Source organism: Phenylobacterium sp. (assembly GCF_036263695.1).
Classification (GTDB): domain Bacteria; phylum Pseudomonadota; class Alphaproteobacteria; order Caulobacterales; family Caulobacteraceae; genus Phenylobacterium.
On the sequence record NZ_DATAGM010000464.1, the window covers coordinates 1 to 10,590 of the forward strand.

At 70.0% G+C, this 10,590-nt stretch carries 15 protein-coding genes; 6 read left to right on the forward strand and 9 right to left on the reverse strand.

Translation table 11 applies throughout. The features are described from left to right. Both VHK87_RS18635 and VHK87_RS18640 read left to right on the forward strand, forming a co-directional pair. Window positions 1-432: TetR-like C-terminal domain-containing protein (locus VHK87_RS18635; protein ID WP_329636393.1), on the forward strand; the 432-nt coding region annotated here is incomplete at its 5' end. Then, window positions 429-1,052: a CoA pyrophosphatase gene (locus VHK87_RS18640; protein ID WP_329636394.1), complete on the forward strand. Its 624-nt coding sequence runs from the start codon at window positions 429-431 to the stop codon at window positions 1,050-1,052. The genes VHK87_RS18635 and VHK87_RS18640, both read left to right, overlap by 4 nt. Window positions 1,053-1,057: 5 nt before the next feature. Here VHK87_RS18640 and VHK87_RS18645 read toward each other — a convergent pair whose 3' ends face one another. Further along, complete coding sequence (locus tag VHK87_RS18645; RefSeq protein WP_329636395.1) at window positions 1,058-1,489, reverse strand: class I SAM-dependent methyltransferase; 432 nt, start codon at window positions 1,487-1,489, stop codon at window positions 1,058-1,060. 118 nt (window positions 1,490-1,607) lie between these two features. On the opposite strand from VHK87_RS18645, the gene VHK87_RS18650 reads away from it, so the two are divergent. Next, complete coding sequence (locus VHK87_RS18650) at window positions 1,608-1,928, forward strand: DMT family transporter (RefSeq protein WP_329636396.1); 321 nt, start codon at window positions 1,608-1,610, stop codon at window positions 1,926-1,928. On the opposite strand, the gene VHK87_RS18655 is transcribed toward VHK87_RS18650, so the two are convergent. Further along, window positions 1,925-2,362: an HIT family protein gene (locus tag VHK87_RS18655; protein WP_329636397.1), complete on the reverse strand. Its 438-nt coding sequence runs from the start codon at window positions 2,360-2,362 to the stop codon at window positions 1,925-1,927. The genes VHK87_RS18650 and VHK87_RS18655 overlap by 4 nt on opposite strands. A 57-nt stretch (window positions 2,363-2,419) precedes the next feature. Here VHK87_RS18655 and VHK87_RS18660 point away from each other — a divergent pair, with 57 nt between their 5' ends. Further along, window positions 2,420-2,995 (forward strand): DUF4287 domain-containing protein, encoded by a 576-nt coding sequence (locus VHK87_RS18660; protein WP_329636398.1) that lies wholly within the window; start codon window positions 2,420-2,422, stop codon window positions 2,993-2,995. Between the two features lie 137 nt (window positions 2,996-3,132). Here VHK87_RS18660 and VHK87_RS18665 read toward each other — a convergent pair whose 3' ends face one another. From VHK87_RS18665 to VHK87_RS18680, 4 genes are all read right to left on the reverse strand, one after another. Continuing rightward, window positions 3,133-4,296: a GNAT family N-acetyltransferase gene (locus tag VHK87_RS18665; protein ID WP_414694168.1), complete on the reverse strand. Its 1,164-nt coding sequence runs from the start codon at window positions 4,294-4,296 to the stop codon at window positions 3,133-3,135. Beyond that, on the reverse strand, window positions 4,293-5,039 hold the full coding sequence (locus VHK87_RS18670) for a glycerophosphodiester phosphodiesterase (protein ID WP_329636400.1): 747 nt from the start codon (window positions 5,037-5,039) through the stop codon (window positions 4,293-4,295). The genes VHK87_RS18665 and VHK87_RS18670 overlap by 4 nt, the downstream gene beginning before the upstream one ends. Then, a complete protein-coding gene (locus tag VHK87_RS18675) occupies window positions 5,036-5,497 on the reverse strand; it encodes a RidA family protein (RefSeq protein WP_329636401.1) in 462 nt (153 codons plus the stop codon). The genes VHK87_RS18670 and VHK87_RS18675 overlap by 4 nt, the downstream gene beginning before the upstream one ends. A 122-nt stretch (window positions 5,498-5,619) precedes the next feature. Then, on the reverse strand, window positions 5,620-6,054 hold the full coding sequence (locus tag VHK87_RS18680) for a TIGR01841 family phasin (RefSeq protein WP_329636402.1): 435 nt from the start codon (window positions 6,052-6,054) through the stop codon (window positions 5,620-5,622). Window positions 6,055-6,360: 306 nt separating this feature from the next. On the opposite strand from VHK87_RS18680, the gene VHK87_RS18685 reads away from it, so the two are divergent. Further along, window positions 6,361-7,647, forward strand: a complete 1,287-nt coding sequence (locus VHK87_RS18685; protein ID WP_329636403.1) for a D-alanyl-D-alanine carboxypeptidase — start codon at window positions 6,361-6,363, stop codon at window positions 7,645-7,647. 209 nt (window positions 7,648-7,856) lie between these two features. Here VHK87_RS18685 and VHK87_RS18690 read toward each other — a convergent pair whose 3' ends face one another. Next, a complete protein-coding gene (locus VHK87_RS18690) occupies window positions 7,857-8,282 on the reverse strand; it encodes a molecular chaperone DnaJ (RefSeq protein ID WP_329636404.1) in 426 nt (141 codons plus the stop codon). Next, window positions 8,279-9,112, reverse strand: coding sequence for a division plane positioning ATPase MipZ (locus VHK87_RS18695; protein ID WP_329636405.1), 834 nt, complete (start codon window positions 9,110-9,112; stop codon window positions 8,279-8,281). The genes VHK87_RS18690 and VHK87_RS18695 overlap by 4 nt, the downstream gene beginning before the upstream one ends. Window positions 9,113-9,259: 147 nt before the next feature. On the opposite strand from VHK87_RS18695, the gene panC reads away from it, so the two are divergent. Next, the gene (gene panC, locus VHK87_RS18700; protein WP_329636406.1) at window positions 9,260-10,114 is read left to right on the forward strand and encodes a pantoate--beta-alanine ligase; all 855 of its coding nucleotides are present in this window, start codon (window positions 9,260-9,262) and stop codon (window positions 10,112-10,114) included. Window positions 10,115-10,218: 104 nt separating this feature from the next. Here the strand turns inward: panC and VHK87_RS18705 are convergent. Beyond that, window positions 10,219-10,590 (reverse strand): DUF1489 domain-containing protein (locus VHK87_RS18705; protein WP_329636407.1); only part of this gene is annotated, 372 nt, incomplete at its 5' end.

Here is a 10,590-nt window from a genome sequence, read left to right on the forward strand (position 1 = left end):
GATCACATCGCCGCCGAGCTCTCGGTCCGGGCCTTCACAGAGCTGGAGCGCCGGCTGACGGGGCCGCACTTCGCCTACACCGAGGAGGGGCTGGCCGCCGCCCTCAAGACCTACGTCGATTTCGGCCTCGAGAACCCCGACGCCTATCGTGTCGCCTTCATGATCGAGGCGCCGCCGCCGCCGGAGGGCGCGCCGGTGGCCCGCAAGCCAGGCGAAGGCGCATTCGACGTCCTGCGCAGCGCCATTCGTCACATGCACGCCGAGGGCCGGATCAAGACCGATGATCCGGAGCGGCTGGCGCAATCGGTCTGGGCCGGCATGCACGGGCTCGTGGCGCTGCTGATCGCCCGGCCTCACTTCCCCTGGGTGGACCGCGAGGAGCTGGTCGACGCCCACACCCGCATGCTGGCCCGCGCCGTCCTCCGCTCATGAGCCGCTTCGACGACGATTTCCGCCGCCGCTTCGGCGAGCGCTGCCGCACCTTCCCGCGGATCGCCTACGAGGGCGAGGACCTGAAGCGGGCGGCGGTGGCGATCACGCTGGTGGAGGCCGACGACGGCTCGGGCGAAGCGGCCTTCCTGCTCACCCGCCGCTCGGCCGAGTTGCGCGCCCACGCCGGCCAGTGGGCCCTGCCCGGCGGCCGTTGCGATCCCGGCGAAACGCTGGAGGAAGCGGCCCTGCGCGAACTGGAAGAGGAGCTGGGCCTCAAGCTGCCGCCCGAGAACATCCTCGGCGTGCTCGACGACTACCCCACCCGCTCGGGCTACGCGATCTCGCCGGTGGTCGCGTGGCTGGGCGACGTCAGCGCGCTCAACCCCAACCCGCACGAGGTGGCCTCGGTCCACTGCATCCGCCTCGACCAGATCGCCCGCGAGGACGCCATCGGTTTCGAGACCATCCCGGAAAGCCCCAGGCCGGTGATCCGAGTCTACATCGGCGAGCAGTACATCCATGCCCCTACCGCCGCCCTGGTGTACCAGCTGCGCGAACTGGTGGCCGGCCGCATCACCCGCGTCGCCGACCTGGAGCAGCCGGTGTTCGCCTGGCGCTGAGCCTCTCAGCGCGCTAACGGCACCAGCTTCAGCGGATCGCCACCGTCGATGTAGAGCCGGCCGTCGGGCGTGAGCGCCGCCGCGATCCGCGCCAGCGCCTGCGCTTCGAGCTCCGGATGCCGGCCGTCCAGCGCGCCCACCCGCACAGCGAAGGCGAGGTCGAAGGGCGCTTCGCCCGGCGCGAGCTTGAAGGTCTCGACGGCGGCCTGGCGAAGGCTGAGCCGGCCGGCCGCGATCTCGGCCGCGCAGCCGGCGCGGGCCTGGGAAATCGCCTTGGCCGACCGATCGATGGCCAGCACGTGCCCATTTCCAATCCTCTTGGCGACCTCGCGCGCGGCCGCGCCCGGACCGCAGCCGATCTCCAGCACGCGCATTCCCGGCCGCAGCGGCAGAGCGTCCACGACCGCTCTCAGCCGCGGCGACAGATCTGTGCTCATTCGGTTGCCACCTTAGCTCCTGGCGCCTATCTCAGCCGCCGCGAGGCCACGTCCTCCCCCTCTCCCCGAGGGCAGAAGTCCGGGACGGCCCGGCCCTTTGTCACAAGGAGGGCCTGCCGTGGCCTGGATATCCCTCTTTTTCGCCGGCCTGCTGGAGGTCGTCTGGGCCTTCTTCATGAAGCAGTCCGACGGCTTCACGCGCGTCACGCCGACCATCATCACCTTCGCGACGATGTTCGCCAGCTTCGCGCTCCTGTCCTATTCGATGAAAGCCCTGCCGCTCGGCACGGCCTACACGGTCTGGACCGGCATCGGCGCGGTGGGCGCCTTCGTTGTCGGCGTCGCGTTGCTGGGCGAGTCGCTCAGTCCGATGCGGGTGGTCGCCGCAGTGCTGATCGTCAGCGGCCTGGTGCTGATGAAGCTCGCCAGTCCGAACTAGCTGATCTTCGCCGCAATCTGCTCCGCCAGCGCCGCCAGCTCCTTGGGATCGGCCATGCCGCCGGAGGCGTGGCGGCCCACCGGCACGCCCTCCCAGCGAGGGATGATGTGGACGTGCAGATGATAGACGGTCTGTCCGGCCGGGGCGCCGTTGAACTGGGTGATGACGATGCCGTCCGGCTGCAGCGCAGCCCGCACCGCCCGCGCTACCCGCTGCACGCCTAGGACCAGGTGGGACAGCACCTGCGGCTCCTCCTCCAGCAGGTTGCGGGCCCGCGAGTGCTTGGGGATCACCAGGGTGTGGCCGCGGGATTGGGGGAAGACGTCCATGAAGGCGAAGACGTGGTCGTCCTCGAACACCTTGGCCGCCGGCATCTCGCCGCGCAGGATCTTGGCGAAGATGTTGCCCTCGTCGTAGGTCCCGTCCAAGCTCATCCGGCGGCTCCACAAGGTTTGGAGCGTGTCCTAGCAAATCGCTTCCGAAGGTGGAACGTGGCGGCAGGATCCGGGCTCACCGAACGCCAGCAGAAGTGGTTCGCCTCGGTCCAGGCCAGCCTGGAGCGCGACACCGGCAGGACGATCGACCAATGGGTCGCCATCGCCCGCACCTGTCCGGAGACCAGGCCCAAGGCGCGCGAGAAGTGGCTGAAGGAGCACCACGGCCTCGGCATCAACCGGGCGTCCTACGTGCTCTCGCAGGCCTTCCCGTCCGAGGACCGCTGGGACCAGCCGGAGGCGCTGCGCGCCAAGCTGTGGACCGACCCGGCCTCGACCGCAATTCTGGAGGAGGTGGAGCAGGCCGCGGGCGGCCTGGACGGAGTCGTCGTTGGCCAGCGCAAGGGCTTCACCGTCTTCTCCCGCAAGGTCGCATTCGCCGCCCTGCGTCCGCTGAAGGGCGGCAAGGCGGCGCTGGGCCTGGCGCTCACGCCCGACGTCGACCCGCGCCTGACAGGCCCGAAGAACGACGGCTGGTCCGAGCGTCTAAAGGGCCGGCTGGAGCTAGCCGGTCCGGCCGAGGTGGACGACACCGTCCGCGACCTGCTGCGACGGGCGTGGGAGCGGTCTTAAGAGCCCACCCCAAACATCCGTCATCGCCGGGCTTGTCCCGGCGACCCAGCCCGTGGCGGCGGACCTGCCTCATCAGGATCGGTGGCCGGCATGAAGCCGGCCATGACGAAGGAGGGGGAGCGGTGTCGAGGTGCGCCCTAGCCCGCCTGCTTGAACGGTGAAAACTCTTCGCTCAGCCACTCCATCTCGCCCTGCAGCATCGCCCGCTCCTGCTCGACGAACCGCTCGACCGGGCCGCGCAGGGCGGGGTCGGCGATGTAGTGGGCGGAGTAGACAGGGGTCGGCAGGTAGCCGCGGGCGATCTTGTGCTGGCCCTGGGCGCCGGCCTCGACCCGCTTCAGCCCGCGCCCGATCGCCCACTCGATGGCCTGGTAGTAGCAGAGCTCGAAGTGGAGGAAGGGCACGTCCTCGATGCAGCCCCAGTTGCGGCCGTAGAGCGCCTCGTCGCCGATCAGGTTGAGGGCCCCGGCGATCCACTGACCGCCGCGGCGGGCCATCACCAGCAGCACCCGATCAGCCATCCGCTCGCCGAGCTCCGAGAAAAAGGCCCGGGTGAGGTACGGCCGGCCCCACTTGCGCGAGCCGGTGTCCATGTAGAAGGCGAAGAAGGCGTCCCAGTGGTCCTCGGTCAGATCCCCGCCGGTCAGGCAGGCGATCTCGAGGCCGGCCTGCGCCTCCCGCCGCTCACGCCGGATGGTCTTGCGGCGCCCGGACGACAGGGCCCCCAGGAACTCCTCGAAGTCCCGGTAGCCGGCGTTGTTCCAGTGGTACTGCTGGCCCTGGCGCAGGGCCATGCCCTGGTCGCCCATCCACCGCCACTCCGCCTCCATGGGAAAGTTCACGTGGAACGAGGAGACGCCGTAGCGCTCGCAAAGGCTGAGCGCGCCGCCCACCAGATAGCCGCGCGCCTCGTTCGGATCGACGTCCGGCCGGATCAGCATCCTGGGGCCGGTCGCCGGCGTGAACGGCGCCGCCGACAGGAGCTTGGGGTAGTAGCGCCCGCCGGCCCGCTCGTAGGCGTCGGCCCAGGCGTGGTCGAAGATGTACTCCCCCTGGCTGTGGGACTTCAGATAGAGCGGCATAACCGCCGCCACCTCCCCGGCCTCGTCCTCCACGGCCAGGTGCTGCGGCCCCCAGCCGGTGCGCTCGACGGCGCAGCCCGTCGCCTCCAGACCGTCCAGGAAGTCGTAGAGCACGAAGGGGTTGCCCAGGTGCGCCGGGTTGGTCGCGCAGCCGTCCCAGGCCGCCTTGCCGATCTCGGAAATGCGGCGGCAGACACGAACCGCCGGCTTCAGCTTCACGGGTGAAAGCCCTCGAAGATCAGGCTGTCGCAATGGTCCTTGATGGCCGACCATTGCGACGGATCCCTGACCGTCCACGCCACGACCGGCATCCCGTTGGCTCGCAGGGCGTCTGCCCGCTCGGAAGGCAGCATGTCGATCCCCAGGGCCAGGAAGTGGGGCCGGGCGATGTCCACATGCTCCAGGCGTGCGAACGCCTTGCGCTGTCCCTCGCTGAGGTGCGGCGCGCGCTTGTAGCTGTAGCTGTCCAGACCGCGCAGGAAGTTGGGGTGCCGGTCGGCGAACCAGGCATGGGAATAGGGATTGAAGCCGATCACGCAGACCGGCCCGTTGTGGTCAATCAGGATGTCGTGCACCCGCTGCTCGAGCGGACCGACGGCCCCATAGGGCGTCTTCAGCTCCACGTGCACCATGGCGCGATGGCCGATCACCGCCATCGCCTCGACCAGCGTCGGAATGCGCTCGTCCGCGCCGGCCAGCTTCAGCTCGCCCAAGTCCGCGGCCGAGCGGTCGCCGATCTTGCCGGAAACGCCGCACATCCGCTGCAGGTCGTCATCGTGGAAGACCATCGCCTCGCCGTCGGCGGACAGTTGCACGTCGAGTTCGATGCCGTAGCCGGCGGCGCAGGCGGCCTGGAAGGCGCCGAGGGAATTCTCCGGCGGCCCGTCCTTGGACCACAGTCCGCGGTGGGCCACCGGCGGGTGGAAGAGCAGATCCCAGGCCTCGCCGAACTTGGCCTTCACCTCACCGCCACCACCGCATCGACCTCAACCGCGAAGCCCATCGGCAGGCGGTAGACGCCCACCGCCGAGCGGGCGTGCCGGCCCAGGTCGCCGAAGGCCTCGACCATAAGGTCGGAGGCCCCGTTGATCACTTGCGGGATCGCGGAGAAGCCCTCCGCCGCCTGCACGAACCCGCCGAGCTTCACGACGCGGACCACCCGGTCCAGGTCGCCTTCGCAGGCCGCGCGCATCTGGGCGATCAGGTTGAGGCCGCACAGCTGGGCGGCCTTGACCGCCGTGTCCATGTCCACGTCGGCGCCGACCGTGCCGCGGACGCCGCCGGAGGCGTCCACCGACACCTGGCCGGAGATGTGGACCAGCTCGCCAATGCGCACGAAGGGCACATAGTTGGCGACTGGGGCGACGGGGTTTGGCAGTTCCAGCCCGAGGGCGGCGAGACGCTCTTGCACCTGCGACATGGCGGCAAGCTAGCAGCAGCCTGGGGCCGGCTCAAAACGAGAAAAGGCCCGGACCGTCGCCGGTCCGGGCCTTCGCTAGTCGCGCGACTGGAGAGGGAGGGCGCGCGAGCCTGGCGTTCGCCTTAGCGGGCGGCCTGAAGGCGCTCGACCGTGGCGGTCACGCGCTCGTTCAGCGGCTGCACCGATTCCTTCACCGAGGCGGTGACGGTGGCGCCCCAGCGGTTCAGCTCGGCGAAGTAGGCCTCCAGCGCGCTGCGGGCGAAGGTCGTCTGCAGCTCGACCACTTCCTGCACGCTCTTGGCCGAAGCCAGCGACTTGGCGGCGGCCACATTGTCCTCGACCGACTTCTTGGCGAAGGCGGCGACCTGGGCGTTCAGGGCTTCGGCGCCCTTCGCGGCGGCGGTCGTCGAGGCGATCACGGCTTCCAGGTTCTGGCGCGAGTAGGCGCTGGCCTCGTTGATCGCAGCCAGGGTCTTTTCCATGGCGTCCTTGAACGCCTGGTTGCCGGCGGTGGTGAACTTCTCGACGGTATTGTTGATGGTTTCGGCGGCGGCCATGTGTCTAGCTCCGGGTTCGGTGGCGGCGGGGGGAGCCGCAGTGATGGGCTTGGGGCGAGTATTCTTCGCCATACCGGTGTAATCTCATGCTGCAGTGCAGCAGTCAAGGGTTTTGTTGCACTGCACAATGGCAGCTGGCGCTGGGGAAGCTATGCGCTTGCGGCGAACCCAAAATGGTTCCAGCTCGACTGCGACAAAAGGGTCCGGTAACGCACCTGTTTAACCCCCCATAAACCACGATGCGGCATGCTACAGGCTTCGCGGGCGTCAAAGCCCCTTAACCAGTTGATTCGACGGACGAAGCGCATGTCCCAGCCCGCCCGCCGCCTGTTGCTTTCCGTTGGCCTTGCGCTTTCGGTCGCGCTGAGTGGAACCACCCTCCCCGCGCCGGCCCAGGCCGCGCCCAGCGGCTGGACCCAGCAGCCGAAGTACGCCGCCATCGTCGTCGATGCGAAGACCGGCGAGGTGCTGTACGCCAAGCGCGCTGACAGCCAGCGCTATCCGGCTTCGATCACCAAGGTCATGACCCTCTATCTGGTCATGGAGCAGCTGGCCTCGGGCAAGCTGAAGCTGGACGACCGGGTGGTGATCTCCCCGCGCGCCGCCGCCCAGTCCCCGACCAAGCTCGGCCTGCGCCCCGGCGACACCATCAGCGTGGACGACGCGATGAAGGCCCTGGCCACTAAGTCCGCCAACGACATCGCCGTCGCGCTTGCCGAACACGTCGGCGGCACCGAGCAGCGCTTCGCCGCGCTGATGACCCTGCGGGCGAAGGAGCTGGGGATGAACAACACCCACTTCGCCAACGCCTCGGGCCTGCCGGACAGCCGCCAGCTGACCACGGCCCGGGACCTGGCCATCCTCTCGCGGGCGGTGATGCGGGACTACCCGCAGTACTACAAGCTGTTCTCCACCCGCGCGTTCGACTTCCGCGGCCAGACCATCCGCAGCCACAATCGCCTGCTCGGCCGCGTGCCCGGCGTCGACGGCATCAAGACCGGCTTCACCAACGCCTCCGGCTACAACATCGCCGTCTCCGGCGTGCAGGACGGCCGCCGGCTGATCACCATTGTGCTCGGCGGCCCCTCGGGCGCGGCGCGGGACAACAACGCCGAAGACCTGATGCTGACCGGCTTCTCGGTGATGCGCCGCCGCGCGCTTGGCGAGCAGATCACCGTCGCCCAGAACCTGTTCGAGCCGGAGCCCTCCGGTCCCCTCACCCGCCCGTCGGTGGAGCAGGGCGACACCGATCAGGACGGCCTGAGGATCGAGCTGGCCTCGGCCACGCCGCAGCCCGCCCGCGCCACCGCCAAGCCTGCGAAGAAGAAGGAAGCCGAAAAGCCCGCCGCGGCCGCCAAGGGCAAGTGGACGGTCCAGGTCGGCGCCTTCAAGTCCAAGTCCGACGCGCGCGAGCAGCTCGCCCTGGTCAAGAAGCGCTACGGCGCGCCGTTCACCAGCGCCAACGGCGTCACCGACGCAGGCGGCGGCAAGCACCGCGCGCAGTTCACCGGCATGACCGAAGCCAACGCCAAGGCCGCCTGCCGCGAACTGAAAGCCAAGAAACAGCCCTGCCTGGTCATCAAGCCGAGCTGAGTAGCGTCGCGTTCAGTAGCGTAAACAGTCTGGGTCCACACCCGCTTCACCCCCGCTTCGGCGGGGGTTTTTCTTTGTGGCGTCGCTCCCCCCGTCCGTCATCGCCGGGCTCGTCCCGGCGACCCAGCCCGTTGCGGCAGACCGGGCTCATCAGGATGGGTGGCCGGCATGAAGCCGGCCATGACGATGAAGGTGCGCGCATCGGCGCGCTACTTCCTCAGCAACCGATCCCGCGCCGCGTTCAGCTGGGCCGCCAGGCCGCTGGTGCCGCCCTTATCGGGGTGGGCCATGGTCATCAGGCGCTTGTGGGCGGCGAGGATTTCGGCGCGGGTCGCCTGCGGGCCGACGCCGAGGATGGAGCGGGCCTCGGCCTCGCTCATCGCGGAGCCCTTGACGGCGGCGCCGGGCCCGAGGCCGGTGCGCCGGGCCGAGACCAGCAGCCACAGGCCGACCACCACCAGCACGATCGCCGTGCCCCAGCCGCCGCGCATGCCCACGTAGGCAGCGCCCGCGAAGGCGGCCAGCGCCAGGGCGGCGGAGGCGATGCGCCACTCGGCGCGCTTCAGGATCGGCTTGCCGCGGCTGAGCCACAGGATCAGGGCCAGCGCCGCGGCCCCGATGGCGAGGTAGCTCACTCGGCGGCCAGCAGCCGCCCGCCGGTCAGCTCGCCAAGCCCCAGGAAGCTGACCAGGCTGCGCAGCTCCTGGCGCGCGGCCACGTGCTGCAGGGAGACCGGAATTGGCCTGATGGTGGTGGACAGATCGGCGATGGTCAGGCCGAAGGGGAACAGCTCGCGGTAGATGACCCGGTCGCGCAGGCCCGGCCCGACGCGGAAGCCGATGCGCTTGGCCAGCGCCTGCACCCGCTCGTCCACCCGCTTGCGGTTGCGCGCCTCGGTCGGCGCCAGGCGGTTGCGCAGCACCACCCAATCGATCGACCGGCCCTGGCCGGCGGCGCGCATCTTGCGGCTGTTCCACACGGTCTCGGCGTAGAGGCTGGGGCGCTTCACCTCCAGGCTGACGGGATCGACCACGCCCAGCATGTCGAAGTCGACGAAGCTGTCGTTCATCGGGGTGACGATGAGGTCGGCGAGGCCATGGGCGGTGCGCGAGGTGGCGGTGTCGCCGCCGGGGGTGTCGATCAGCACCACGTCGGCTTCGGCGGCGGCGGCCTCGAAGGCTTCGGTCAGCCGGGCCACGGCCGCCTCATCGGAGAGCCGCGCGAGCTTCGGCCCGTCGCCGCCCAGCGGCATGGCCGCCGGCATCGGCGCTTCCTTGCCGTTCGCCTTGAGCCAGGCGGCGCGGTTGGCGAAGAAGTGGGCCATCGACTGCTGGCGCAGATCGAGGTCGAGGACGGCCAGCCGCACGCCGCCGTGCAGCAGCGCCGTCGCCAGGTGGATGGCGATGGTCGACTTGCCCGCGCCGCCCTTTTCGTTGCCGACGACGATGACCTTGGCCTGTGACATGGCGCGTTCGATCCCCCGACCCGTGGGCCTCTGGTTTAGTGCGAGTCTGAGCGGCGACGAGACTCCCTTCCGGCGCCAGCGTCAACGGGCGCTTCGCCGCCCGCGGCCCATGGACGCTGCGGCCGCCCTCGGCCATAAGCCGGGACCATGTCGAGCCCCCCGCTCCCCACCGTCCGCGCCGTGAAGGATCTGCGCGCCGTCGTCTCCGGCTGGAAGCGTGCGGGCCAGAAGGTGGCGCTGGTCCCCACCATGGGCGCCCTGCACGAGGGCCACCTCTCACTGGTCGCCCTGGCCCGCAGGCACGCCGACCACGTCGTCGCCTCGGTGTTCGTGAACCCGACCCAGTTCGGCCCGAACGAGGACTTCGCCCGCTACCCCCGCACCGAGACCCGCGACGCCGAGCTGCTGGCCGGCGCAGACTGCGACCTGCTGTTCGCCCCCACCGTGGACGAGATGTACGCGCCGGGTTTCTCCACCACCGTCACCGTCTCGGGCGTCTCCGAGCCGCTGGACGGCGCCGCCCGCCCGGGCCACTTCGCCGGCGTCGCCACGGTCGTCTCCAAGCTGCTCATCCAGGCCGCGCCGGACGTCGCTGTCTTCGGCGAGAAGGACTACCAGCAGCTTCAGGTCATCCGCCGCCTGGTCCGCGACCTCGACCTGGCCGTCGAGATCGTCGGCGCGCCGACCGCTCGCGCCGAGGACGGCCTGGCCCTCTCCTCCCGCAACGCCTACCTCTCCGAGGAGGAGCGAAAGGTCGCGCCCCGTCTGCACCAGGCGCTGGCCGACGCCGCCCGCCGCCTGCGCGAAGGCGAATCCATCGAACGCGTGGAGGCCACCGGCCGCGCCGCCCTGGAGCGGGCCGGCTTCTCGCCTATCGATTACTTCGAAGTCCGCGACGCCGAGACCCTGGCCCGCCTGGACCAAGGCTCGGCCCGCGACAAGCGCATTCTCGCCGCCGCCTTTCTCGGCAGGACCCGCCTGATCGACAATCTGGGGGTCTGAACCCGCCGCCGGTCATCCCGGTCAAAGCCGGGATCCAAGCAGCGCCATCGCCGCGCCGGAGTCAGAATGGATCCGGACTTGAGTCGGATGAGCGGATCAGGAAGTCACCACGCCCCGAGCAGCCGCAGCTCGCGGGCGAGCTCGGGTGGGATCTCCTCGGCCCCGGCGTCGGAGAGGTCCGGCGGGGCGTCATTGGGCTCAAGGTAGCGCCAGCCCTGGAAGGCCCGGCGCGGGGTCGGCGCCACGCGCACGCATTCCGCGTCCAGCACCACTTCGCATCGGGCGGTCACGCCCTCGCCGACGGTGCGGATGTCGAGGATCTTCTGGCGGCAGAGGATCACGCCCTTGAACACCCGGTAGACCGAGCCGCCGCCCACCATCTCCGGCGCCCGCTTGGGCGTCATGCGGGTGCGCAGGACCCAGGGCTCGCCCGGCGCGGAATGGCTTTTGCGCCACTCGAGCAGGTCCTCGATCGT

What these genes read in the sequence shown, in the direction of transcription:
- VHK87_RS18640 (WP_329636394.1), top strand. Translation starts at nt 429, where the DNA reads ATGAGCCGCTTCGACGACGATTTCCGCCGCCGCTTCGGCGAGCGCTGC.
- VHK87_RS18645 (WP_329636395.1), bottom strand. Translation starts at nt 1,489, where the DNA reads ATGAGCACAGATCTGTCGCCGCGGCTGAGAGCGGTCGTGGACGCTCTG.
- VHK87_RS18655 (WP_329636397.1), bottom strand. Translation starts at nt 2,362, where the DNA reads ATGAGCTTGGACGGGACCTACGACGAGGGCAACATCTTCGCCAAGATC.
- VHK87_RS18675 (WP_329636401.1), bottom strand. Translation starts at nt 5,497, where the DNA reads ATGTCGCAGGTGCAAGAGCGTCTCGCCGCCCTCGGGCTGGAACTGCCA.
- VHK87_RS18680 (WP_329636402.1), bottom strand. Translation starts at nt 6,054, where the DNA reads ATGGCCGCCGCCGAAACCATCAACAATACCGTCGAGAAGTTCACCACC.
- VHK87_RS18685 (WP_329636403.1), top strand. Translation starts at nt 6,361, where the DNA reads ATGTCCCAGCCCGCCCGCCGCCTGTTGCTTTCCGTTGGCCTTGCGCTT.
- VHK87_RS18695 (WP_329636405.1), bottom strand. Translation starts at nt 9,112, where the DNA reads ATGTCACAGGCCAAGGTCATCGTCGTCGGCAACGAAAAGGGCGGCGCG.
- panC (WP_329636406.1), top strand. Translation starts at nt 9,260, where the DNA reads ATGTCGAGCCCCCCGCTCCCCACCGTCCGCGCCGTGAAGGATCTGCGC.